General features: G+C 60.7%; 23 protein-coding genes. 15 read left to right on the top strand and 8 right to left on the bottom strand.

Annotated features, from left to right (window positions below):
- The first annotated feature begins 142 nt into the window (after window positions 1–142).
- Both CIB54_RS19110 and CIB54_RS19105 read left to right on the top strand, forming a co-directional pair.
- Window positions 143–694: a disulfide bond formation protein B gene (locus tag CIB54_RS19110; protein WP_065950407.1), complete on the top strand. Its 552-nt coding sequence runs from the start codon at window positions 143–145 to the stop codon at window positions 692–694.
- Between the two features lie 179 nt (window positions 695–873).
- Window positions 874–1,332 (top strand): Rsd/AlgQ family anti-sigma factor, encoded by a 459-nt coding sequence (locus tag CIB54_RS19105; protein ID WP_065950408.1) that lies wholly within the window; start codon window positions 874–876, stop codon window positions 1,330–1,332.
- Between the two features lie 51 nt (window positions 1,333–1,383).
- Here the strand turns inward: CIB54_RS19105 and CIB54_RS19100 are convergent, their stop codons facing one another.
- A complete protein-coding gene (locus tag CIB54_RS19100; protein ID WP_101220675.1) occupies window positions 1,384–2,061 on the bottom strand; it encodes an FKBP-type peptidyl-prolyl cis-trans isomerase in 678 nt (225 codons plus the stop codon).
- A gap of 192 nt (window positions 2,062–2,253) precedes the next feature.
- Between CIB54_RS19100 and CIB54_RS19095 the strand changes: the two genes are divergently transcribed.
- Complete coding sequence (locus CIB54_RS19095; RefSeq protein ID WP_101220674.1) at window positions 2,254–3,306, top strand: AlgP family protein; 1,053 nt, start codon at window positions 2,254–2,256, stop codon at window positions 3,304–3,306.
- Here CIB54_RS19095 and CIB54_RS19090 read toward each other — a convergent pair.
- The gene (locus CIB54_RS19090) at window positions 3,303–3,767 is read right to left on the bottom strand and encodes a TIGR02444 family protein (RefSeq protein WP_198557208.1); all 465 of its coding nucleotides are present in this window, start codon (window positions 3,765–3,767) and stop codon (window positions 3,303–3,305) included. The two genes, CIB54_RS19095 and CIB54_RS19090, sit on opposite strands and share 4 nt — an antisense overlap.
- Before the next feature lie 50 nt (window positions 3,768–3,817).
- Here CIB54_RS19090 and CIB54_RS19085 point away from each other — a divergent pair, with 50 nt between their 5' ends.
- From CIB54_RS19085 to CIB54_RS19065, 5 genes are all read left to right on the top strand, one after another.
- Window positions 3,818–5,728 (top strand): ATP-binding cassette domain-containing protein, encoded by a 1,911-nt coding sequence (locus CIB54_RS19085; protein WP_101220672.1) that lies wholly within the window; start codon window positions 3,818–3,820, stop codon window positions 5,726–5,728.
- Window positions 5,728–6,300 (top strand): mechanosensitive ion channel family protein, encoded by a 573-nt coding sequence (locus tag CIB54_RS19080; protein WP_065950464.1) that lies wholly within the window; start codon window positions 5,728–5,730, stop codon window positions 6,298–6,300. The genes CIB54_RS19085 and CIB54_RS19080 overlap by 1 nt, the downstream gene beginning before the upstream one ends.
- Before the next feature lie 87 nt (window positions 6,301–6,387).
- Complete coding sequence (locus tag CIB54_RS19075; RefSeq protein ID WP_065950463.1) at window positions 6,388–7,020, top strand: LysE family transporter; 633 nt, start codon at window positions 6,388–6,390, stop codon at window positions 7,018–7,020.
- Window positions 7,021–7,221: 201 nt separating this feature from the next.
- Entirely contained in the window at window positions 7,222–9,117 is a 1,896-nt protein-coding gene (locus CIB54_RS19070) for an FTR1 family protein (protein WP_101220671.1), read from the top strand.
- A 2-nt stretch (window positions 9,118–9,119) separates the two neighbouring features.
- Window positions 9,120–9,575, top strand: a complete 456-nt coding sequence (locus tag CIB54_RS19065; RefSeq protein ID WP_065950461.1) for a YaiI/YqxD family protein — start codon at window positions 9,120–9,122, stop codon at window positions 9,573–9,575.
- 105 nt (window positions 9,576–9,680) lie between these two features.
- Here the strand turns inward: CIB54_RS19065 and elbB are convergent, their stop codons facing one another.
- Window positions 9,681–10,346, bottom strand: coding sequence for an isoprenoid biosynthesis glyoxalase ElbB (gene elbB / locus CIB54_RS19060; RefSeq protein WP_065950460.1), 666 nt, complete (start codon window positions 10,344–10,346; stop codon window positions 9,681–9,683).
- A 115-nt stretch (window positions 10,347–10,461) separates the two neighbouring features.
- Here elbB and CIB54_RS19055 point away from each other — a divergent pair, with 115 nt between their 5' ends.
- Entirely contained in the window at window positions 10,462–11,697 is a 1,236-nt protein-coding gene (locus CIB54_RS19055) for a sterol desaturase family protein (protein WP_101220670.1), read from the top strand.
- Here CIB54_RS19055 and CIB54_RS19050 read toward each other — a convergent pair.
- On the bottom strand, window positions 11,678–12,313 hold the full coding sequence (locus tag CIB54_RS19050; RefSeq protein ID WP_065950458.1) for a DedA family protein: 636 nt from the start codon (window positions 12,311–12,313) through the stop codon (window positions 11,678–11,680). The genes CIB54_RS19055 and CIB54_RS19050 overlap by 20 nt on opposite strands.
- A gap of 208 nt (window positions 12,314–12,521) precedes the next feature.
- Between CIB54_RS19050 and hemB the strand changes: the two genes are divergently transcribed.
- Window positions 12,522–13,535 carry a porphobilinogen synthase gene (gene hemB, locus CIB54_RS19045; RefSeq protein WP_065950457.1) on the top strand — a complete coding sequence of 338 codons (1,014 nt, stop codon included), beginning with the start codon at window positions 12,522–12,524 and terminating at the stop codon, window positions 13,533–13,535.
- Window positions 13,536–13,552: 17 nt separating this feature from the next.
- On the top strand, window positions 13,553–15,775 hold the full coding sequence (ppk1, locus tag CIB54_RS19040; protein ID WP_065950456.1) for a polyphosphate kinase 1: 2,223 nt from the start codon (window positions 13,553–13,555) through the stop codon (window positions 15,773–15,775).
- Window positions 15,776–15,852: 77 nt separating this feature from the next.
- On the opposite strand, the gene ppx is transcribed toward ppk1, so the two are convergent.
- A complete protein-coding gene (gene ppx / locus CIB54_RS19035) occupies window positions 15,853–17,355 on the bottom strand; it encodes an exopolyphosphatase (RefSeq protein WP_065950455.1) in 1,503 nt (500 codons plus the stop codon).
- A gap of 445 nt (window positions 17,356–17,800) precedes the next feature.
- Between ppx and CIB54_RS19030 the strand changes: the two genes are divergently transcribed.
- From CIB54_RS19030 to CIB54_RS19015, 4 genes are all read left to right on the top strand, one after another.
- Window positions 17,801–18,451: a DUF1120 domain-containing protein gene (locus CIB54_RS19030; RefSeq protein WP_101220689.1), complete on the top strand. Its 651-nt coding sequence runs from the start codon at window positions 17,801–17,803 to the stop codon at window positions 18,449–18,451.
- Between the two features lie 130 nt (window positions 18,452–18,581).
- A complete protein-coding gene (locus CIB54_RS19025; protein ID WP_083217943.1) occupies window positions 18,582–19,283 on the top strand; it encodes a fimbria/pilus chaperone family protein in 702 nt (233 codons plus the stop codon).
- Window positions 19,284–19,290: 7 nt separating this feature from the next.
- Window positions 19,291–21,813 carry a fimbria/pilus outer membrane usher protein gene (locus tag CIB54_RS19020; RefSeq protein WP_232790579.1) on the top strand — a complete coding sequence of 841 codons (2,523 nt, stop codon included), beginning with the start codon at window positions 19,291–19,293 and terminating at the stop codon, window positions 21,811–21,813.
- Window positions 21,767–22,351, top strand: coding sequence for a DUF1120 domain-containing protein (locus CIB54_RS19015; protein WP_232790578.1), 585 nt, complete (start codon window positions 21,767–21,769; stop codon window positions 22,349–22,351). The genes CIB54_RS19020 and CIB54_RS19015 overlap by 47 nt, the downstream gene beginning before the upstream one ends.
- Here CIB54_RS19015 and CIB54_RS19010 read toward each other — a convergent pair.
- Genes CIB54_RS19010 through CIB54_RS19000 form a run of 3 tightly spaced genes read right to left on the bottom strand, consistent with a single transcriptional unit; the run spans window position 22,332 to window position 24,371 of the window.
- Window positions 22,332–23,069, bottom strand: a complete 738-nt coding sequence (locus CIB54_RS19010) for an amino acid ABC transporter ATP-binding protein (RefSeq protein ID WP_065950453.1) — start codon at window positions 23,067–23,069, stop codon at window positions 22,332–22,334. The two genes, CIB54_RS19015 and CIB54_RS19010, sit on opposite strands and share 20 nt — an antisense overlap.
- A complete protein-coding gene (locus tag CIB54_RS19005) occupies window positions 23,056–23,706 on the bottom strand; it encodes an amino acid ABC transporter permease (protein ID WP_065950452.1) in 651 nt (216 codons plus the stop codon). Before CIB54_RS19005 ends, CIB54_RS19010 begins: the two co-directional genes overlap by 14 nt.
- Entirely contained in the window at window positions 23,703–24,371 is a 669-nt protein-coding gene (locus CIB54_RS19000) for an amino acid ABC transporter permease (RefSeq protein ID WP_101220668.1), read from the bottom strand. Before CIB54_RS19000 ends, CIB54_RS19005 begins: the two co-directional genes overlap by 4 nt.
- Between the last annotated feature and the right edge of the window lie 7 nt (window positions 24,372–24,378).

Genomic DNA, 24,378 nt, shown 5'->3' with positions numbered 1-24,378 from the left:
CTTACGTGTTGTAGGGCGATTTCCCCCACGTGTTGACGGAATCTCCTTGTCTCTTCGCGGAATTGTCCGCTCCAGGGCGTATTGAAAGGGGTCGGGCCTTTCCTCTACCGTAGCGACCTATCTCTTGCGGTGCGGATAAACAATGTCTTTGGCCCCTTTACGCTCCTTGTTTCTCCTGGCGTTCATGGCCGGTGCGCTGACGTTGGGCGTGTCTTTCTATCTGGAATATGGTGCGCTGTTACAGCCCTGCTTTTTGTGCCAGGTACAACGGCTGTTTCTCGCCGTCTTTGTACTGGTCAACCTGATCGCCGCCCTGCATAACCCTGGCCGCACCGGCGTGTGCCTGTATGGGCTGGCAAGCATGGCCAGTGCGTTATTCGGCGCCGTCACCGCCGGGCGCCAAGTGCTGCTGCAGAACACTCCGTCAGATCAGATGCCCAACTGCTGGCCAACCCTGGATTACATGATTGAACACCTGTCGTTCTGGCAGGCTGTCCAGGCAGTCTTCAAGGGCACTGTCGACTGCGTCGAAATCAATTGGACGCTATTTGACCTCAGCCTTCCGGAGTGGAGCCTGCTGTTTTTCCTGGCGATGCTGATTCTGTGGAGCACACTGCTTTCCCGGTTGTTGCCTGGCCGGCGTCACGTATCGCAAAGCGAGGAAAATTCGGTTCATATGGTAGGACGGGATTAAACACTTGTATGAACTTTCTCTCCTGCGTACCTTGAAGCCATAGTGATGCGGGCATAATCTGGCCCGCACGCGTTACCGAAACCGCTTGTCAGACGCGACCTCGTTCGATTGCCGCTTCAACCCTGAAGCATTGCGCGGGCACGGGGTAGCAGCGTCCCCTATAGGGAAGAGAGATCATCATGTTGGAACGTTGCAAGAATGCTCGCGAACGCTGGGGTGGCGTGCACACGCTGATCGACAAATGGTTGGATGCGCGTCGCAAATTGGTTCTGGCTTTTGATGAGTTGGGGGCCGAGCCTGGAGCGCTGGCCGAGAAGCGTGAGCCGTTGCAGGATTTCTGCGTTGTATTGGTCGATTACGTTTCTGCCGGTCACCTGAGTATTTACACTCAACTCACCAAGGAGGCGGAAGCCTTCGAGGACACGCGTGGTCTTGAGTTCGCCGAGACGATTTACCCGCGCATTGATGTGATTACCGAAAAGCTGCTGGCTTTTAACGATCTGTGCGATGAAGGCAAGTGTGTCGCGGAAAAATTCAAAGAGCTGGGTGGTCTGTTGCATGAGCGTTTCGAGCTTGAAGATTGCCTGATCGAAGTACTGCACAACGCCCACAAAGAAGAGCCTGCTACTCAGGTCTGATCGGGGCAATGAGATAAAAACGGTGCGCTCGACGCACCGTTTTTTTATGCGTTAGTGGCGGGTCCCGAGTAACTCGATTTCGAAGACAAGGGGTGTGTAGGGCGCAATCAATTCGCCTGCGCCGTCTGCGCCGTAGGCTTGGGCCGACGGTATTACCAGGCGCCATTTCGCTCCTGTCGGCATCTGCTGCAAGGCACTGCTCCAGCCACTGATCACGCTGTCCAGGCGAAACCATTGTGGTTGTGCGCTCTGGTCGAACACGCTTCCATCGGGTAGCCGACCCACATATTTCACCTGCACCTCATCAGTTGCCAACGGCTTGGTGCCGGTGCCCGGCGTCAACTCCGTGAGCAGGATGCCGTCTGCCAGTTCACGCACTCCCTTTGCAGCTTTTTCCCTGGACAAAAATTGCTGTTCGGCGGCGAGTGCTTTTTCGCTCTGCGGCGCTGGGTTGTCGGTGGCGTTCTGTGCTTCATGCTGTGCAAGAATCTGTTCGATGCGTGCGTTGTCCAGTGCCAATGGTTTGCCCTGGTAGGCTTGTTTGAGTCCATCGACCAAGGCCTGGATCTGCAAGTCGGGGACCTCCTGGCGCAAACGTTCACCGAGGCTGGCACCCAGGCTGTAGGCGAGGTCATGCGGGTCTTGGTCAGCGGTCTTTGGCGGCGCTTGCTCGTTCGCATTGGCGCTGAAAATCGCCAGGCCAAGCACTAAGAAAAGGTAACGCGACATGGGTGTTCTCCCGCCTGAAATGCGACGGATTATGCCAGCGTAAGTGGCTGAGCAGTGGCGCACTTTTCTGTTATATCGATAAGAATTTTCGTACGTTGCAACGCAACGCAAACGATACTGTCAACATGCCCTAGCGGCGGTAAGAGCAGAGGGCTAGTATGAGCCGCACCCACGTCAGCCAGGAGGTAAACCATGTCGGCCAAACAGAAGCCTGTAAACACCCCGTTGCACTTACTCCAACAATTGTCGGGCAGCCTGCTCGAACATCTGGAAAGCGCTTGTTCCCAGGCCTTGGCCGATGCAGAAAAACTGCTCGCCAAACTGGAAAAACAACGCGGTAAAGCGCAAGAAAAGCTGCACAAATCCCGCACCAAACTGCAAGACGCCGCCACTGCCGGCAAGGCCAAGGCACAAGCCAAGGCCAAAGACGCTGTTAAAGAACTTGAGGACCTGCTGGACGCCCTCAAGGACCGCCAAGCCGAAACCCGCAGCTACATTTCCCAACTCAAAAAAGACGCCCAGGAAAGCCTGAAACTGGCCCAGGGAATTGGTCGTGTGAAGGAAGCTGTCGGCAAGGCGCTGGGTGCTCGTACTCCGGCAAAAGCTGTCGCAGCCAGCGCGGCCAAGAAGCCAGCGAGCAAGGCTGCTGCAGCGAAGGCGCCGGCTAAAACTGCCGCCAAGCCCGCCGCTAAAACTGCTGCTGCAAAACCAGCCGCCAAGCCAGCCGCTAAAACCGCTGCAGCAAAACCCGCCGCCAAGCCAGCCGCTAAAACCGCTGCAGCAAAACCAGCCGCTAAGCCCGCCGCTAAAACCGCTACAGCAAAACCAGCCGCCAAGCCCGCCGCTAAAATCGCTGCAGCAAAACCAGCCGCCAAGCCAGCCGCTAAAACCGCTGCTGCGAAACCCGCCGCCAAGCCAGCCGCTAAAACGACTGCAGCAAAACCCGCCGCCAAGCCAGCCGCTAAAACGACTGCTGCAAAACCCGCCGCCAAGCCAGCTGCTAAAACGGCCGCTGCAAAACCAGCCGCCAAGCCAGTTGCAAAACCTGCTGCCGCAAAACCAGTCGTCAAGCCAGCTGCAAAACCTGCTGCCGCCAAACCCGCTGCGGCAAAGCCAGCATCTGCAAAGCCAGCAACTCCCGCAGCACCTGCCGCCACTCCGGCAGCGTCCTCCGCTCCAACCGCATCGGGCAGCAGCACTGCTGCACCGGCAGCGCCAAGCGTCACCCCAACCAGCGCTTCCTAAGCGCGGGTGACCACGACGCGCAGCTGCTGCAGCGCGTTGTGGTCAAGGTTGGCGGCTTCGGTCGCCAGGCCTTCAAGCCATTCATATCCACCTGTCACCTCGTTGGTCGGCCATGTCTGCGCCAGCGCTTCAAGGCGCATCAGCAAGGTTCGCTCGGCCTCCATCTCCAGGGCCTTGACCTGCTCTCGTAGTTCAGCCAATTGCGCATCCTGCTGTGCCATCGCCCGCCATTGCACACGCACCTCTCGCAAGGGTTCGACAACGCGCATCCGCCACGGCCGCGCAAGCTGTTGCAGTGCCGCAACGCGCTCGGGCAGCCGCGCCACACCCCGTTGCTCCAGCCACGCACCACACAGCAGCAGGCACACATCCGCTCCCTGCTCCTGCAACCGCAGGCAAGCAGCCTCCACACCGGGGCGGGCATAAGTCGAGAGGGCAAAGCTCCACAGGTCAGCGCACATATTCACACCCAAGCCAGCGGTCAACGAAGCTGGTAGACTCCGCCGCCATTATGATCCGACTTCAAAGCCTAACATTACAGCGTGGCCCGCAACGTCTTCTTGAAGATGCCGAGCTGACCCTGCACGCCGGTCACAAAGCCGGCCTGATCGGTGCCAATGGCGCCGGAAAATCCACGTTGTTTGCCCTGTTGCTGGGTGAGCTGACCCCGGATTCCGGGGACTGCCTGCTGCCCGCCGACTGGCGCATCGCCCATATGCGCCAGGAGATCGACACCCTGGACCGCATTGCGATCGACTACGTGCTCGATGGCGACCTGCGCCTGCGCCAGGTACAACACGACCTCGCTGCGGCGGAAACAGCCCAGGACGGCGCCGCCCAGGCCCGCCTGCATTCGGAGCTGGACAGCGCCGACGGCTACACCGCCGACGCCCGCGCCCGCAAGATGCTTGCCGGCCTGGGGTTTACCAACGAACAGATGGATCGCCCGGTCGCCGACTTCTCCGGCGGCTGGCGCATGCGCCTGAACCTGGCCCAGGCGCTGATGTGCCCCTCGGACCTGTTGCTGCTCGACGAGCCGACCAACCACTTGGACCTCGATGCGATCCTGTGGCTGGAAGACTTCCTCAAGAACTACCAGGGCACCTTGTTGCTGATTTCCCACGACCGGGATTTCCTTGACGCCGTGGTCGACAATATCGCCCATGTCGAACAGAAGAAAATCACGCTCTACCGTGGCGGCTATACCGCCTTCGAGCGCGCCCGTGCCGAGCGGCTGGCCCAGCAGCAACAAGCTTTCGAGAAGCAGCAGGCGCAGCGCGCGCACATGGAAAGCTACATCGCCCGGTTCAAGGCCCAGGCCACCAAGGCCCGCCAGGCCCAGAGCCGGATCAAGGCCCTGGAGCGCATGGAAGAGCTGTCGGCGGCCCACGTCGATTCGCCGTTCGACTTCGTGTTCCGTGAGTCGGCGAAAATCTCCAGCCCCCTGCTCGATCTGTCGGATGCGCGCCTGGGTTATGGCGACAAGACCGTCCTGGAGAAGGTCAAGCTGCAGCTCATACCCGGCGCGCGGATCGGTTTGCTGGGGCCAAACGGTGCGGGCAAGTCGACGCTGATCAAGAATCTGTCGGGCGAGCTTGAGCCTTTGGCCGGTCACCTGACCCGTGGCGAGAACACGGTGGTGGGTTACTTCGCCCAGCATCAATTGGACTCGCTTGATGCCAAGGCCAGCCCGTTGTTGCACCTGCAGCGCCTGGCGCCAACCGAACGCGAGCAAACCCTGCGCGACTTCCTCGGAGGCTTCGACTTCCGTGGTGCGCGTATCGACGAGCCGGTGCTGAACTTCTCCGGTGGTGAAAAAGCCCGACTGGCCCTGGCCCTGATTGCATGGGACCGCCCGAACCTGTTGCTGCTCGACGAACCGACCAACCACCTGGACCTGGAAATGCGCCTGGCGCTGACCATGGCCCTGCAGGAGTTCAGTGGTGCAGTATTGGTGGTGTCTCACGACCGCCATCTGCTCAAGAGCACCACCGACAACTTCCTGCTGGTGGCCGATGGCAAGGTTGAAGAGTTTGATGGCGACCTGGACGACTATGCCCGCTGGCTGACTGACTATCGTCTGCGCAATGCGCCGGTCAGCAACACCCCGGTCAACCCGGACAAGACCGACAAGAAAGCCCAGCGCCAGGCCGCCGCGGCACTGCGTCAGCAGTTGGCCCCGCACAAGCGCGAAGCCGACAAGCTGGAGGCCGAGCTGGGCAAGGTGCTTGAGCGCCTGGCCAGTATCGAAACCAGCCTGGGCGACAGCGCCGTGTATGAGGCCGCGCGCAAGGATGAACTGCGTGACTTGCTCGCCGAACAGGCCAGGCTCAAGGTGCGCGAAGGGCAATTGGAGGAGTCCTGGATGGAAGCCCTCGAACTGCTTGAAACCCTGCAAGCGCAGCTCGAGGCGCTGTCCTGATGGACGCGTTGCAACTGCCCTTGCCGGCGCAATGGATCGAACCTGTGTGGATCGGCGTGCAAATCCTGCTGATCCTGCTGGCCGGCTACCTTGCCCAGCGTTTTGTCGCCAAAGGCCTGACCCGCCTGGGTGAGCGCTATCCGTTCCCGCCGCAGTTGCTGATGCCGCTGCGCGGTGGCCTGCGCTGGCTGATCATGGGCAGCGCGCTGATCTTCGTGTTGGGCCGCCTGGGCGTATCTGCCACGGTGCTGTGGACGGCGCTGTCAGGCTTTGTGGCCGTGGCGGCGGTGGCGTTCTTCGCCATGTGGTCCGTGCTGTCCAATTTGTTGTGCGCCATTTTGATCTTCACCGTGGGGCCGTTCCGCCTCGGCGATATCGTCGAATTGGTGGACACCGTCGACAAGCCCGGCGTGAAGGGGCGCGTGGTGGCGATCAATCTGCTCTATACCACGCTGGTCGAGGTGCAGGAGGCCGGCACCGACAGCGCGATGGTGCAAGTGCCCAACAGCTTGTTCTTCCAGCGCTCGGTGCGGCGTTGGCCTGGTACGCATGTGTTCCCTGGCGACCGCTAGAATCACACCTTGTAAAAATTTATAGCCAGCCGTTGGTCGTCGGCGTTAGCTTATGGCACAACCGCAAACTCCCTTTCGAGGTGTGCTATGGCACTCGACACGTGGCTGGCTTTTTTCCTGGCCAGTTGGATCATCTCCCTTTCCCCCGGCGCAGGCGCCATCGCCTCGATGTCCAGCGGCCTGCAATACGGTTTTGTACGCGGTTACTGGAACGCCATCGGTCTGCAGCTGGGCCTGGCGATGCAAATTGCCGTGGTGGCGGGCGGCCTGGGTGCGATTCTGGCGGCGTCGTCGACCGCGTTCTATGCGATCAAATGGTTTGGGGTGGCGTACCTGATTTACTTGGCCATCAAGCAATGGCGCGCGTTGCCGATGGACATGACCGATGACGCGGCGATACGCCCGATCGGCAAGCCGATGGCGATGATGTTCCGCGGTTTCCTGGTTAACGCCAGCAACCCCAAGGCGTTGGTGTTCATGCTCGCGGTGTTGCCGCAGTTCGTGAATCCACAGGCGCCGTTGGCGATTCAGTACCTGATCATTGGCGCGACCATGATCAGCGTCGACATGATCGTGATGGCCGGTTATACGGGTCTGGCCTCGAAGGTCCTGCGCCTGCTGCGCTCGCCCAAACAGCAGAAGCGTGTAAACCGCACGTTCGCCGGGCTATTCGTTGGCGCCGCCGGTTTCCTCGCCAGCCTGCATCGCGCCACGGCCTGACTGAAGAAACCGGATCAAAATGTGGGAGGGGGCTTGCTCCCGATGGCGGCGGATCAGTTGATGAGTATATCGGCTGACCCACCGCTATCGGAGGCAAGCTCCCTCCCACATTGGTTTGTAGCGTGACGAAATAACACCTTGAGTCAAATCGGTTAAAGCTCAACAATAGTGTTACTTCGTATTTCCACCTGAGATTCATTCATGACTGCCCCTTTTCGCTTTCTCGCATGGCTGTTGTTGCCGGCGCTGATGTCGTGCAGCTTCAATCTGTTGGCCGCGACCACCGAAGGCGCACCACAGGCTCTGCATTTGCTCGATTACATCGGCGCCGACTACCCGCCGACGGTAGAGGCGGGCAAGGTGGTGGACGACTCGGAATACCGCGAGCAGGTGGAGTTTCTTGGCGTGCTGCTGGGCCTAGTGGCAGATCTGCCGGAAAAACCCGAACGCGCCGAGTTGATAACAGGCGTCGATGAGTTGCTGGCGGCGGTCACTGCCCATGCAGATGGCGCAACTGTCGCCCATCAGGCCCGTCAGTTGGGCGCCAAGCTGGCGGTGGCGTATGAAGTCAGCCAGGCGCCGGCGATCACCCCCGATCCCACGCGCGGTGCACCGCTGTATGCCCAGCATTGCTCGGTGTGCCACGGTACTGCCGGCGCCGGTGATGGCCCGGCCGGCATGGGCATGACCCCGCCGCCGGCCAACCTGCGCGATGCCACGCGCCTGGATCGCCTGAGCCTGTATGCGATCTACAACACTCTCGGCCTGGGTGTCGAAGGCACCGACATGCCGTCCTTTTCCGACCAGTTGGATGACCGTCAGCGTTGGGACCTCGCCACGTACATCGCAGGTTTCACGGCGGCCCCGGCTGCGGCCAAGAGCGAACAGCCCTTCAACCTCGCCGACCTGGCGCGCCAGACGCCCAACGAAGTGCTGGCGGCAGACGGCCCAGCGGCGGCGGCGACCTTCCGCGCCCAGCGCGCGCAACCGCCGCAGGTCAAGCGTGGCCCGGCGCAGTTGCTTGATTACACGTCCGCCACCTTGGACAAAAGCCTGGCTGCATTCCGTAACGGTGACCACGAGCAAGCCTATGACCTGTCGGTAGCCGCTTATCTGGAAGGCTTCGAGCTGGTGGAAAGCTCACTGGATAACGTCGACGCCAATGTGCGCAAGGACACCGAGAAGGCGCTGATGGCCTATCGGCAGTCATTGCAGGACGGCCTGCCGATCGAGCAGGTGCAACAGCGCCTGGACGTGGCCAAGGGCAAGCTCGGCGAGTCGGCCGGCTTGCTCGGCGGCGACGGCCTGAGTTGGTCGTTGAGCTACATCTCGGGCTTGCTGATCCTGCTGCGCGAAGGCCTGGAGGCGATCCTGGTGCTGGCCGCGATCCTGGCCTTCCTGCGTAACACCGGCCAGCAATCGGCGGTGCGCAGCGTCAACGTCGGCTGGGGCCTGGCGCTGTTGGCCGGCTTGGCCACCTGGGCGCTGGCGGCGTATGTGATTGATGTCAGCGGCGCCCAGCGTGAATTGCTGGAGGGCTGCACGGCGCTGTTTGCCAGCGTGATGGTGCTGTGGCTGGGCGTGTGGATGCACGACCGGCGCCATGCCGCAGCCTGGCAGGACTACATCAAGAGCAGCCTGGTGGGCGGCGGTGGGCGCTTCGGTTTTGCGCTGCTGGCATTCTTCTCGGTGTACCGCGAACTGTTCGAAGTGATCCTGTTCTACGAAACCCTGTGGCTGCAAGCCGGCCCGGCCGGGCACGACGCGGTGCTGGCGGGTGGCGCCACCGCCCTGGTACTGCTGGTGGGCCTGGCCTGGGTGATTCTGCGCGGTTCGGCGAAGCTGCCGCTGGCGTTGTTCTTTGGCATCAACGCCGCGCTGTTGTGCGCGCTGTCGGTTGTGTTTGCCGGGCATGGCGTCAAGGCGCTGCAAGAGGCCGGCATCTTCGGTACTCGACCGGTGGCGTTTTTTGACTTTGACTGGCTGGGCATTCACGCCGATGCGTATTCGTTGAGTGCGCAGGCCGTGGCGATCCTGGCGATCGTGGTGCTGTACGGCCGCAGCCGCCTGGCTGAAAAGCAAAGGGCGGCGGCGTAGGTATGCGGGTCTGGATCGACGCGGACGCTTGCCCACGGGCGGCCAAGGATCAGGTGGTGAAATTCGCCCTCAAGCGCCACTTCGACGTGGTGCTGGTGGCCGGTCAGAGCCAGATCAAACCGAGCTTTGCCTGTGTGAAGCTGATCGTGGTGCCCAGCGGCCCCGACGCGGCGGATGACTATCTGGTGGAGCACGCCATGCCCGGCGAACTGGTGATCTGCAGCGATGTGCCCTTGGCCGACCGCCTGGTCAAGAAGGGCGTCACCGCCCTCGACCCGCGCGGCAAAGAGTTCAGCCCGGCGAACATGAGCGAGCGGCTGGCGGTACGCAACCTGTTCACCGACTTGCGCGAGCAAGGGCAGATGGGCGGCGGGCCACCGCCCCATGGCGAGAAAGACAAGCAGGCGTTTGCCAATACGCTGGACCGCCTGCTTACCCGTTTGATGAAGCCTCTGTAGAAGCGAGCAAGCTCGCGAGGAACGTCAACGATAACGCGGATGCTCTGGATGACGCGGCGCTCCCAGGTTCTTCGCGAGCAAGCTCGCTCCTACAGAAAGAGGGTGTCAGTCGTTCTCGTGGGTCAGCTCCAACACCCGGTCCACCAGCTTGTTGATGCCTGACGCCACCTCACTGATGTTCTTGCCCAGCATATATGCCGGCGTACTGACCAATTTGCGCGCGGTGTCCTCGACGATATCTTCCACCGTGCATTCCTGATGAGTGGCGCCCATTTTGTCCAGGGCGGCTGCGGTGTCGGCATCGTTGCCGATGGTGCAGGTCACGCCGGGGCCGTAGATTTTCGCGGCCAGGGCAGGGGAAATGCAGATCAACCCCACAGGCTTGCCGGCTTCGGCAAAGGCTTCGGCCAATTCCAGGACCTGTGGGTTGACGCTGCAGCTGGCGCCTTGCACGGCGAAATTCGACAGGTTCTTCGCCGCGCCAAACCCACCCGGCACGATCAGCGCATCGAAGTCAGCAGCGTTAGCCTCACGGATATCCTTGACCGCGCCTCGGGCGATGCGCGCTGACTCCACCAATACATTACGCGATTCGGGCATTTCTTCGCCGGTGAGGTGGTTGATCACATGCAACTGCGCAATATCCGGCGCAAAACATTCAACGTGAGCGCCGCGCTGGTCCAGGCGCAGCAGGGTGATCACGCTTTCCTGGATCTCTGCACCGTCGTACACGCCACAGCCGGAAAGGATCACTGCAATCTTTTTGCTCATGGGCATTTCTCCTGATTCATGGCGTTAAATGTCTACTAATTTGTAACCTGTTGCCAATGGGAACTCACGCCACTGCACCTAATCTTGCTGTAACAAAAAAAGACCGGACTAGCCCATGGACTTCGTGCCTTATGCGGTACCGTTTTTCATTGCGTTGATTGTGGTTGAGCTGCTGGCCGACCGCTGGCGCGGTGCGCGCAACTATCGAGTGGCCGACGCTATCAACAGCCTCAGCACCGGGGTGCTGTCTACCACCACCGGGCTATTGACCAAGGGCGTGGGTTTGCTCACCTATGCGTTCGCCCTCAAGCACCTGGCTCTGATCGATTTATCGGCCCAAAGCGTAGGGACCTGGGTAGTGGCCTTCGTGTTCTACGACTTCTGCTATTACTGGCTGCATCGCATGGGCCATGAGCGCAACATCCTGTGGGCTGCGCACTCCGTGCATCACCAGAGCGAGGACTACAACCTCACCACCGCGCTGCGCCAGACCAGCACCGGCTTCCTGCTGAGCTGGATCTTCTACCTGCCCCTGGCCGTGCTCGGTGTGCCGCTGGTGGTGTTCATCAGCGTGGCTTCGCTCAACCTGCTGTATCAATTCTGGGTGCATACACGTCACGTTCCCAAGCTCGGCTGGTTCGAATGGTTCTTCGTCACCCCGTCCAATCACCGTGCCCACCACGCACAGAACGCTCTCTACATGGATCGCAACTACGGCGGGGTGTTCATTTTTTGGGATCGGCTGTTCGGCACGTTCCAGGAGGAAGATGACAACGAGCCCGTGATCTTCGGTGTGACTACGCCCCTGGCCAGTTGGAACCCGCTGTGGGCGAACCTGCAGTTTTATGCGCAGTTGTGGAGCGATGCCCGGCGTACTGAAAGCCGCTGGGACAAACTGCGCATCTGGTTCATGCGCACCGGCTGGCGCCCCGCCGACGTGAAAGCCAGTTATCCGGTGGCCAAGCCGGACTTGGCCCGGTTCCGCAAATTCGACGTGCCGCTGGACAGGCGCCAACAGGTCTACATTGCGCTGCAATTCGCAGTTTACGTGGGCTTTGGCAGCTACCTGATGAATGTCGGCGAACGTCTGCCCACCGCGGCGCTGGTCCTGGGCTGGGGAGCGATGGCGTTGGGGCTGTTCACGTTGGGGGTCGCGCTGGAGAATCGCCCGTGGGCGCTGAAGGCCGAGTGGGTGCGCCTGGGGCTGAATGTGCCGTTGGTCGGGCTGGCGCCGTGGGTCGGGCTGTGGCCCGCCGGCAACCTGGGCTGGCTGGGCCTGGCAAGCTACAGTGTGCTCAGCGTGATCGGCCTCTACTGCTGCAGAGGCCGGCTTACGCGTCTGGCGTCTTAGGTGTTTCGCTCGGGGCGGTTTCGGCTGCTTGCCGGGCCTTGGCCTCGGCGCATGCCTCGCGGGCGATACGGGCATTCTTGAAGCGGCGTTGCAGCCATAGGCCAACACCCAGCACCAGCAACGCGCCCAGCACCCATAGCTCGTATTTCTTGACGCTGCCGAGCATGCCTTCGAGCACTGCGCCGAAATGATAGGCTGCGGCCCCCAGCGCCGCCGCCCATATCGCTGCGCCAATACCGTTAAGGATCAGATAGCGCAGGGGCGGGTAGCCGGAGAGGCCAATCGCCACTGGCATCACCGTGCGTAAACCGTAGACAAAACGAAAGCTCAGTACCCAGATATCAGGATGCTTGCGGATATGCTCCAGCGCCTTGTCGCCCATCAATTGCCAGCGCGGTTTGCGCGCCAGCAACTTGCGGCCGTGCTTGCGCCCCATGTAGTACCAAAGCTGGTCGCCGGCATAGCTGCCGAAGAAGGCAACGACCACCACCAGGTTGATATCCATGTAGCCACGAAACGCCAGGAAGCCTGCGAGTACAAGGATGGTCTCGCCTTCGAAGAACGTGCCGAGGAAGAGGGCAAAGTAGCCGAAGTCATGCAGAAATTGTTGAAGCATGGTCTAGGGTGCTGGCGAAATGAACGCGCAGCCTACGCCTTCACGAAGATTCATGAAAGTATCGAGATGTGTCACGAAGTGAACAATTCCGATGTCAGTGCCGAATGCGACTACAGGTCGCATCGATAAGCACAACTGTCATTCGTTCGTCATAATGGCCGCTTATAACTGCACCGCTCGCCCGTAAACGCGGGCTCAGGAGTCTGTCGTGAGCTTTACCCCCGCCAATCGGCTATTCCCCGCCACTCGTCTGCGCCGCAACCGCCGTGATGATTTTTCACGCCGTCTGGTACGTGAAAATGTACTGACGACGAATGATCTGATCCTGCCGGTATTCGTGCTGGACGGTGAAAATCGCCGGGAAGCGGTGGCTTCGATGCCGGGGGTGGAGCGCTTGAGTATTGATCTGCTGCTTGAAGAAGCCGCGCATTGGGTGGAACTGGGCATTCCGGCGCTGGCGCTGTTCCCGGTGACGCCCGCTGAGCTCAAGTCACTTGACGCTGCCGAAGCCTGGAACCCGCAGGGGATCGCCCAGCGCGCCACCCGCGCCCTGCGCGAGCGTTTCCCGCAGCTTGGGGTGATCACCGACGTGGCCCTCGATCCGTTCACCACCCATGGGCAGGATGGCATCCTTGATCCGTCAGGCTACGTCGAGAACGACATTACCGTCGATGCGCTGGTCAAGCAGGCCTTGTCCCACGCGGCGGCAGGTGCCCAGGTGGTGGCGCCGTCGGACATGATGGACGGTCGGATCCAGGCGATTCGCGAAGCGCTTGAGTTGGCCGGTCATGTCAACGTGCGGATCATGGCCTACTCGGCCAAGTACGCCAGCGCCTATTACGGCCCCTTCCGCGATGCGGTGGGTTCGGCCCTGAACCTGGGCAAGGCCGACAAGGCTTCGTACCAGATGGACCCGGCCAACAGCCACGAAGCCCTGCACGAAGTGGCGGCCGATCTGGCCGAAGGCGCCGACATGGTCATGGTCAAGCCCGGGATGCCTTACCTGGACATCCTTTACCGGGTCAAAGAGGAATTCAAAGTGCCGACCTTTGTCTATCAGGTCAGCGGTGAATACGCCATGCACATGGCCGCAATCCAGAATGGTTGGTTGAGTGAAGGGGTGATCCTCGAATCCCTGACAGCCTTTAAACGTGCCGGCGCTGATGGCATTCTGACCTACTTCGCCGCCCGCGCTGCCCAATTGCTTAGAGAGCAACAATAGCCCTCACAGGAACACTCATGAATACCGAAGGACTTACAGTAGTTGCCGTAAAAGACGCTCATCCGGTGGTTGAACAAGTCGCCGAGACCCCGCCGGAGCTGGAGCCAGCCCCGCCTGCGGTGGTTGCCGAAGCGCCGGCGCCGGCGCCGGTTGCCGTGGTCACCAACCTGGATGACAGCAGCCTGTACATCCACCGCGAGCTGTCACAACTGCAATTCAACATCCGCGTGCTGGAACAGGCGCTGGATGAGTCCTATCCGTTGCTGGAACGGCTGAAATTCCTGCTGATCTTCTCGAGCAACCTGGACGAATTCTTCGAAATCCGCGTCGCCGGCCTCAAGAAGCAGATTACCTTCGCCCGTGAACAAGCCGGGGCCGATGGCCTGCAACCGCACCAGGCCCTGGCGCGCATCAGTGAACTGGTGCACGGCCATGTGGACCGCCAATACGCGATTCTCAACGACATCCTGCTGCCGGAACTGGAAAAACATCAGGTTCGCTTCATCCGTCGCCGCCACTGGACCACCAAGATCAAGACCTGGGTGCGCCGTTACTTCCGTGACGAGATCTCGCCGATCATCACCCCGATCGGCCTCGACCCGACGCACCCGTTCCCGTTGCTGGTGAACAAGAGCCTCAACTTCATCGTCGAGCTGGAAGGCATCGACGCCTTCGGCCGCGACTCGGGCCTTGCGATCATCCCGGCGCCACGTCTGTTGCCACGGATCATCAAGGTACCCGAAGAGGTTGGGGGCGCTGGGGATAACTATGTATTCCTGTCGTCGATGATCCATGCGCACGCCGATGACCTGTTTCAGGGCATGAAGGTCAAGGGCTGCTACCAGTTCCGCCTGACCCGTAACGCCGACCTGGCGCTGGACTCCGAAGACGTCGAAGACCTGGCGCGTGCCCTGCGCGGCGAGCTGTTTTCGCGGCGCTACGGCGATGCGGTGCGCCTGGAAGTGGCCGATACCTGCCCCAAACACCTGTCGGACTACCTGCTCAAGCAATTCAACCTGGCCGAATCCGAGCTGTACCAGGTCAATGGCCCGGTCAACCTGACGCGCCTGTTCAGCATCACCGGCCTGGACAGCCACCCGGAGCTGCAATACAAGCCGTTTACGCCGCAGATCCCGAAACTGCTGCAGAACAGCGAGAACATCTTCAGCGTGGTGAGCAAGCAGGACATCCTGCTGCTGCACCCCTTCGAGTCGTTCACCCCGGTGGTCGACCTGCTGCGCCAGGCCGCCAAGGACCCCCACGTCCTGGCCGTGCGCCAGACGCTGTATCGCTCGGGTGCCAACTCGGAAATCGTCGATGCACTGGTCGACGCTGCGCGTAACGGCAAGGAAGTCACCGCGGTGATCGAGCTGCGAGCGCGCTTTGATGAGGAGTCCAACCTGCAATTGGCCAGCCGTCTGCAAGCAGCCGGTGCGGTGGTGATCTACGGCGTTGTCGGCTTCAAGACCCACGCCAAGATGATGCTGATCCTGCGTCGCGAAGCCGGTGAAATCGTGCGTTATGCTCACTTGGGCACCGGCAACTACCACGCCGGCAACGCCAAGCTCTACACCGACTACAGCCTGCTGACCTCCGACGACGCCCTGTGCGAAGACGTCGGCAAGCTGTTCAGCCAGCTCATCGGCATGGGCAAGACCTTGCGCATGAAGAAGCTGCTGCACGCGCCGTTCACCCTGAAGAAGGGCATGCTCGACATGATTGCCCGCGAGACGCAGTTTGCCCTCGACGGCAAGCCGGCGCACATCATCGCCAAATTCAACTCGCTGACCGATCCGAAGATCATCCGCGCGCTGTACAAGGCCAGCCAGTCGGGCGTGCGCATCGACCTGGTGGTACGTGGCATGTGCTGCCTGCGCCCGGGCATTGTCGGCGTCTCGCATAACATCCATGTGCGCTCGATCATCGGTCGCTTCCTGGAACACACGCGGGTGTTCTACTTCCTGAATGGTGGTGAGGAACAGATGTTCCTCTCCAGTGCCGACTGGATGGAACGCAACCTCGACAAGCGTGTGGAGACCTGCTTCCCGGTGGAGGGCAAGAAGCTGATCATGCGGGTCAAGAAGGAGCTGGAAAGCTACCTGACCGACAACACCCACAGCTGGAGCCTGCAGTCGGATGGGCGGTATGTACGCAACACACCGACCGGCAACCAGAACCCGCGCAGTGCGCAGGCGACGCTGCTGGAGAAGCTGGGCAGCCCGATCCTGACGGTGAGCTGAGACCCAGCACGGTCTGAAAAATGTGGGAGGGGGCTTGCCCCCTCCCACATTTGTGTTGCGGTGCTGTTTAGATCGGGTTAGCGCAGGTTCAGGCTGAACCCCACCCGCGTCAGCCACTCCGCTTCCTGGGCGAAGTCCGCCTGGGTCAATTGGTTTTCATCCAGCCAGCCTTTGGGGAACATCACTTCCAGGCTGTCGCCGTCGGCGCGCAGTTTTACCTGGGGCATTTCCTGGGTGCCACGGATGTGGTGGAACAGGATTGCGAAGCGCAGCAGCGCGCACAGGCGAATCAGCTTGATGCCGTCCTTGCCGAACTCGGCAAACTTGTCCTTGGGAATATTGCGACGGTGACCGCGCACCAGCAGCGCGAGCATCTGCTGATCTTCCCGTGAGAACCCGGCCAGGTCCGAATGCTCGATCAGGTAGGCGCCATGCTTGTGATAGTGGTAGTGGGCAATGTCCAGGCCCACTTCGTGCACTTTCGCGGCCCAGCCCAGCAGTTCGCGCCATACACCGTTTTGCAGGTCCCAGTCGTCGGCCACCTGGTCGAAGGCATGCAGGGCTTTGCGCTCTACGCGAGCCGCTTGCTCCAGGTCTACGTGGTAACGCTCCATCAACGAACTGAGGGTGCGCTCACGCACATCTTCATGGTGATGGCGGCCGAGCAGGTCATAGAGCACACCTTCGCGCAGGGCGCCGTCACAGTGATCCATGCGTTGCAGTTCGAGGGCGTCGAAGATCGCTTCAAGAATCGCCAGGCCGGCTGGGAAGATCGCGCGGCGGTCAGGCTTGATGCCGTCGAAGTCGATCTTCTCGGCATCCCCCAGCTTGAACAGCTTGCGCTTGAGCCACGCCAGGCCTTCGGCATTCACCTCGCCAGTGCCATGGCCGCCGGCCTTGAGCGCCAGGCCGATGGCACGGATGGTGCCCGAGGAACCGATGGCTTCATCCCAGCTCAGGCGGTGCAGGGCGTGTTCGATACTCATGATCTCCAGCCGCGCTGCCGTGTAGGCCTGGGCATAGCGCGCCGGGGTGATCTTGCCGTCCTTGAAATAACGCTGCGTGTAGCTGACGCAGCCCATCTGCAGGCTTTCGCGCAGCAGGGGTTCGAAACGCTGGCCGATGATGAATTCGGTGCTGCCGCCGCCAATGTCCGCGACCAGGCGTTTGCCCGGGGTGTCGGCCAGCGTGTGGGAAACCCCGAGGTAAATCAGGCGCGCTTCTTCGCGGCCGGAAATAACCTCTACCGGATGCCCGAGGATTTCCTCGGCGCGATGGATGAATTCGTTGCGGTTACGGGCTTCGCGCAAGGCGTTGGTGCCCACTATTCGTACAGCGCCAGGGGGCATGCCGTTGATCAGTTGCGCAAAGCGCTTGAGGCAGTCGAGCCCACGCTGCATGGATTCTTCATTGAGCTGACGTTCGTCGTTGATCCCGGCAGCCAGTTGCACTTTTTCGCCGAGCCGCTCAAGGATGCGGATTTCACCGTTCTGGGCCTTGGCCACGACCATGTGAAAGCTGTTGGAGCCCAGGTCGATGGCAGCGATCAGGGACAGATTCTTGGCTTGGGATTGCGGCATGGTAAGAGGGTCTCGGTCGATAACCCAGCCATCGTGCCACGATCGACCTTTGGTGCCAACGCGTACTGCTTCGGTAATTCTCCTACGGGCGTCTGTGAGGGATTCTTGCAGGTTAAGTAAGATTGCTTTCCAAGTTCACAAGGCATGGGCTTCCAACCTTTGTAGGAATAATTAACTTCTTGCTGTAATCGTACTGTGTGTGACTTTACTTACACGTTAAAAGTTATTGGCTTGTCGGGTTTGAGTTTAGGCCTACTCGAAGATTAGGGCTGGCCCACTTTTTATTTTTACTGCTCCCACAGTTATTGGCGGGTTCTCTGATTCATGAACTCGATCCCAAAACGGCAGACTGTCACTCGGCAACTTCGCCGTGGTGGTATTTATGTATGGACGGAATGTTCGGCCATTGTAAATGCACCGACTCATTACAGATGACAGGTTAATTATGAAAAAAATGCTTGGTGTGACAGTGGGTACGCTTTGCCTGATCGCGAGTATCGGGGCTCATGCAACGAGTGTCGCTCAACTGATTGTACGAGGGACTATCAAGCCGGTGGCTTGCAACGTCAGTCTCGGCGCTGGCGGCGTCGTGGATTACGGGAACATTCCCGCCTCAAGCTTGTCCGGCGTGCAGCCCACTCCTCTTGCAGCGAAAACGGTCAGCATGAACCTCAACTGCGGCCAAAAAGGCGCACAATTTCGTGTGATGCTGACTGACCTGCAAGCTGCCAGCAAGGTGCCAAACATTCTCGGTGCCGGTTTCACCGAGGCGCAGAACTACGGCCTGGGCATGGAAGGTGGCAAGCGTACCGGTGGGTACTCCGTTACCCTCAAGGACCTTAGATCGTCCGGCGGGACTCTGAGCCCGATCACGCGCAGCGCAGATACGGGGGCCTGGCAGAACAGTGATGGCAAAGTCGCCCAATCGCCTGCCCAGTATTCTTGGCGTAGCGGCTCCGCTGCGGTACCTGCATCCATCACCACCCTTACGGGCACGCTTGAAGTGAAAGCCGTTATCAACCGCACGCAGGATTTGGACATTAACCGCGATATCACGCTGGATGGTCGCACCAATATTTCAGTGGATTACATCTAAGTACGTCATTAACGGCCGACATTGACTCAGGGTGCTTATCTCCCTTTGTTAAGTGTCGGCTGTTTTAACGTGCGCCTTAGTTAATGTTTGACTTTATGGCTGTGGGGAAAATCCGGTGAGGGCTCTTACAATGATCGTGATGTCGTTGCTGCGCTATATAAGCTTGTGCCTCTTTTTGTGTGGTATGGCGGTAGCGGACGGAATGCAGCCCGAGACAACCGTTGTCATTCTGAATGAAGAAGAGGGTGAGGCGACGCTGAACATTAAAAATACGGACCCCGGCCCTGCCTTGCTTCATTCGGTCATACAAAACGTACCTGAAGACCTTGAACCCTTGTTGATCGTAACGCCCCCGATTACTCGTGTCGAAGCGGGCGACACCCAGCTTGTCCGCTTCATCAGTACCACGAAGAAGCCGCTCAAGACCCAGCGCCTGAAGCGAGTTTCCTTTGAAGGTATCCCCGAAGCCCGTGCACCCGGCGGTGCGACCATTGGTATCACCTTGCGCCAGAGCCTTCCATTGATCCTGCACCCCAAGGGCTTGCCCAGGCATGACGCGCCCTGGCAACTGCTGACATGGACGCGTGAAGGGGGTCAGTTGAGGGTCCACAACAACAGCGCTTACGTCGTGCGCCTTGGGATGGAAGTCCAACTGCATCCGCAGGCAGGCGTGGCAACGTTGCCGCGAACCTACATCCTGCCGGGCGAAGTACTGACGCTCGCGTCGGCAGGCTCAGTGGCGGGGGTGGCGGCCGTGGGCATTCAACCGGCCACGGTCTATGGGTTTACGGTGGACAGCTACCGCGCACCCGTTACGGCAGGAGCGGATTGACTGGCCTATGAAAAAAATCAGGCAATCAGGTCGTTCCGCCAAACGCGTGTCGGGCAGCGGTTCCTCCCAGGCGCGCGCGAGGGTCCTGCTGGGGCTCGCGACGCTGTGGAGTCTGCCAGGTACCAGCGCAGCGGTTGGGCTGGGGGAGGGTTTTGACCTGGCCGCGTTGAACTCCCTTGGAATTGATCCGAAGGTGTCTGAATACTTTCGCAGCGCAGCGCGCTTTCGCGAGGGTGTGCATGTGGTCGGGCTGCGAGTCAATGGCACGCCGCTGGGGCTGGTTGACGCCCGTTTCGATTACCAGGGGCAGCTGTGCTTCACCCCCGCGTTGTTGGCAAAGGCCGGTCTGGTTACCCCGCCCAGGCTCTTGCGCGAGGGCATCACCCCTGACCAGGCCTGCCACGATTTTGTTGGGGAATACCCGACGACCACGGTGCGGCTGCGCCCCAGCAGCGACGAGGTCAGCCTGGTGGTGCCGACCCAGTCCCTGCGTGAGCCCGAGTGGGAGGTCGGGAATTTTTCCGAGGGTGGTGCGGCAGCCATCTTCAACTACGACGTATTGGGTTTCGATACCCAATCGCGCGGTGGGCCAACAAGTCGCTTCGTATCGGCCTATACCGAGGCGGGATTCAACCTGGGCAATTGGATTGTTCGCAGTCGTCAGTTTTATGTTTCCGACAACGGCAAGACGCACACCGAACAGGTCAATGCCTATGCCCAGCGTGATATCGCGGCGTTGCAGTCGACCTTCCAGGTGGGGCAGCTTTCCAGCAACAACCCGATCTTTGGCGGTGTGCAACTGACGGGCTTGCAGTTCTTTCCAGACGGCCAGCAACGCACCGGTGCTGGCGACAACAACGTCGTGGTTGAAGGGCTGGCTCAAAGCCAGTCACGGGTCGAAGTTCGTCAGTCGGGCGCATTGATCCACTCCACCCTGGTGCCGGAAGGTCCGTTCAGGCTGACCGGTTTACCGTTGCTGAACAGCACCAGCGACTTGGATGTGAGCGTGATTGACCTGCGAGGGGCAAGGCGCAGTTTCGTGGTGCCCGCCGCGTCCTTTCGGGGTGGAACTCCGATCACGCCGGGCTATTACTTTTCCCTCGGTAAGGTGCGGGACACCTCCATCGACGGGCAGGAGTCCCCTGTGGTCGCCATGGGCAGCGGTACCTGGGGGCTGGGCCAGCGCTCGTCGCTGGGTTTCGGTCTGCTGAGTACCGAGGAGTATCAGTCGGCGGGGGGCTCCCTGAGCAGTGTGTTTTTCCAGCAGATGAACGTGGGCGTGCGCCATAACCTGTCCCGTGATGCCCAAGACAAGGTGGCCGGCGCGCGTAGCACGCTGTCTTTGGGTACACCGTTATTCGCCAACCTTGATATCAACCTGAGCGCCTCGGCACAGAGCCGCGGTTACCGCGAGGTACTGGACGCCGGCCAGGCGTCGCGGGGGTACGACCTCGATGCACGTTTCAAGCGCCAGTACACGGCAGGTTTAAGCTGGGCTGACCCGGCCCTGGGTGGTTTCTCCCTCGGTTTTACCCGTAACTCGCAATTTGACGGGCGATCCAGCGACCACCTCTCTGCCTCGTGGAACAACACGTTCTACGGCGTGGGTGTAGCCCTGATCGCCGACGCTCAGGTCGGAGCGACCGAGCCTCGGCGCCTGGACCCGGTGAGGGGCGGCCGCCGCGACGAACGGCTGGACGAGGGCACGTCTATCAGGCTGCAAGTCACGATGCCCCTCGGGGCTGATCGGAGTGTGAGTTCTTACGTCAGTCGTCGAGGTGATCGGCTGGATGCCGGCACCGCCCTCAACGAGCGAGTCAACGATTATGTGAGTTACGAGGTCGGTGTTGATCGGGATGTGAAAGAACGAGAACAAAGCGTGCACGGCCGTTTGGACGTCTTACCGCTGTATACCCGCTTGAGCGTGGGCGCCAGCCGTGATCCGTCGAACACCAACTATACCGGTCAGTTGCAAGGCGGCATTGTGGCCCACGAGCACGGGGTGACCTTCTCGCCATATGCCGTGCAGGACACCTTTGGCATTGTCTCGGTGGGCGATATCGGCGTGGCCAAGGTCTCGACGCCCCAAGGGCCGGTATGGACCGATTTCACCGGCCAGGCGGTGATCCCCGGACTGCAGGCCTACAGCGAAAACCATCTGCAAGTAGTGACCCAGTCGCTGCCCAAGCGGGTCGACTTGAAGAACGGGACCAAGGTACTCGCCGCCGGTCGGGGTTCAGTCAACAGGCTCGACTTTGATGTGGTGAAAGTCCGGCGCCTGTTGCTTGAGGCCCGGGACGAACAGGGCCGGCCCTTGCCTCAAGGGGCCGCAGTGTTCGGCCAGGACAACAGCTTTGTCACCAACGTGGTGGCTGACGGCATGATTTTCCTCAGCAATATCGATGGCCCACAAACCCTGAAAGTTTCACTGCCGGATTCGCAATCCTGCCTGCTGCACGTCAACCTGGAGCAAGAGCCTGATGATGACCAACTCTACGACACTGCACCGGTGGTATGCCATGTTCGCTGAACGGATAAACGGCCCGCGTGCCGCAGGTTTGTGCCTGCTGTTGGTCGCCTTGTCGGTAAACCAGGCGCGTGCGCAAGACTGCCAGATGATCTTGAGCGAGCCACGGGTTGACTACGGCGAAATTCGGCCCTCGCAAGCGTCGTCGGGCAGCGTGACAGCGAGGCTGGATACGCAGCGTACGCTGCACCTGAGCGTGCTTTGCGCCAACCCGACGGCAATGGCGCTGCGCTTTAATGGCGTTCCCGCCGATGCCCAGGGTTTTCAGTTTGGCCGGCAAGGGCGTTTCGTCCTGAACCTGATGCAGGCTCACGTCGACGGCATACCGGTGACGTGGCAGACCGATGCAACGGCCGGCGGGCGGCTCTTGCCCGGCCGCACAGTGGTTGCCAGCGCTGCCGGTGTGCCAATGACGGGCCGTCGACTGACGGCCCAGGTAGAGATTGAGGTTCATCTGCCCGCCGATGCCCTCTCAATGCGCCGGGAGAGGCGATTGGAGGGCCGTGGTCAATTCGAACTGGTCAGTGCGGCTGTTCCGTAGAACCAATGAAGTTGGCCAGTTCGGCGGTTTGCGGGTGGGCGAAGAGTTGCTTGGGGTCGCCCACTTCATGCACCTTGCCCTGGTGCATGAACACCAGCTTGTCACCGACTTCGCGGGCAAAGCGCATTTCGTGGGTCACCATGATCAGCGTCATGCCGTCCCTGGCCAATTGGCGCACCACGCTGAGCACTTCATTGACCAGTTCCGGGTCCAGGGCCGAGGTGATTTCGTCGCATAACAGCACCTTGGGCGACATGGCCAGCGCGCGGGCAATCGCCACACGTTGCTGCTGGCCGCCAGACAGACGGTCGGGGAAGGCATCGAACTTCTCCCCCAGGCCAACGCGTTCCAGCATCTGTTTGGCCAACTGCGCTGCCTTGGCTTTGGGTACTTTTTGCACCACTTGCGGCGCGAGCATGACGTTCTCGCCTACCGTCAGATGCGGGAACAAGTTGAACTGCTGGAACACCATACCGACCTTCTGCCGCAGGCTGCGCAGGTCGGCGCGGGCGGCGTCGAGGTATTCGCCATCGACTTCGATCACGCCGTCGTTGATCGACTCCAGGCCATTGAGGGTACGCAGCAAGGTGGATTTACCCGAGCCACTGCGGCCGATGATCGCCACCACCTGGCCTTCTTCAACGGTCAGGTCAATGCCCTTGAGCACGTGGTGATCGCCGTAATATTTGTGCAGGGCAGAAATTCTAAGCAGAGGCATGCAGTCTCCTTTCCAGGTAGCGCGCACTGAGGGACAAGGGGTAGCAGAGCAGGAAGTAACCGAGGGCCACGAGGCCGTAGACCATGAAGGGTTCGAAGGTGGCGTTGGCGAGCATGCCGCCGGTCTTGGTCAGCTCGGTAAAACCGATGATGGAGGTCACGGCGGTGCCTTTGACCACCTGCACCGAAAACCCTACGGTCGGCGCCACGGCAATACGCAGGGCCTGGGGCAGGATCACGTAGCGCAGTTGTTCAAGGGGGTTGAGCGCCAGGCTGGCCGACGCCTCCCACTGCCCATGGGCAATGGACTCAACGCAGCCGCGCCAGATCTCGGCGAGGTAGGCGCTGGTAAACAGCGTCAGGGCGATGGCTGCCGCCAGCCACGGCGAGATATCCACACCGAGCAGGGCAACGCCGAAGAACACCAGAAACAGCTGCATCAGCAGCGGCGTGCCCTGGAACAGCTCGATATAGGTGCGCGCAACATTGCGTGCGAATGCCTTTTTGCTGATGCGCAGGATCAGCACCAGCAACCCGATCAGGCCCCCGCCGATGAACGCCACCAGCGACAGCAACAGCGTCCATTGCAGGCCGGTGAGCAGGTTGCGCACGATGTCCCAGAAGGAAAAATCGCTCATCGGCTGTTCCTCATCACATAACGGCGGCCGATCCAGTTGAGCAGTTGGCGAATCATCAACGCCATGCACAGGTACACCAGGGTGGTCAGGGCATAGGTTTCAAAGGCGCGGAAATTGCGCGACTGAATGAAGTTGGCGGCAAAGCTCAGCTCTTCGGTGGCGATCTGCGAACACACCGCCGAGCCGAGCATCACGATGATGATCTGGCTGCTCAAGGCCGGCCACACCTTGCCCAGTGCCGGCAGCAGCACCACATGACGGAACGCTTCGAAACGCGTCATCGCCAGCGCGGCGGCGGCTTCCAGTTGTCCTTTCGGGACAGCCTGGATGCCGGCGCGGATGATCTCGGTGGAATAGGCGCCCAGGTTGATCACCATCGCCAGCACGGCGGCTTGCCACTCCGTGATCTTCAGCCCCAGGGAGGGCAGGCCGAAAAATATGAAGAACAACTGCACCAGGAACGGCGTGTTGCGGATCAACTCGACATACACCCCGAAAAACCAGGCGAACGGCTGGACCTTCCACGCCCGCACTACGGCGCCGAGCGTGCCCAGGGCTACGCCGAGGATGGCGCCGATGGCCGTCAGCTCAAGGGTGAACAGCGCGCCGCGCAACAGCAGGTCGGTGTTGGCCAGCACCGGTACAAAGTCAAATTGATACGCCATGGATCAA

Origin of the sequence: Pseudomonas fluorescens (assembly GCF_002837185.1) — a bacterium.
In the GTDB taxonomy this organism is placed as follows: domain Bacteria; phylum Pseudomonadota; class Gammaproteobacteria; order Pseudomonadales; family Pseudomonadaceae; genus Aquipseudomonas; species Aquipseudomonas fluorescens_AM.
The sequence above is the reverse complement of the archived record's forward strand: the minus strand, read 5'-3'. Positions and strand labels throughout refer to the sequence as shown.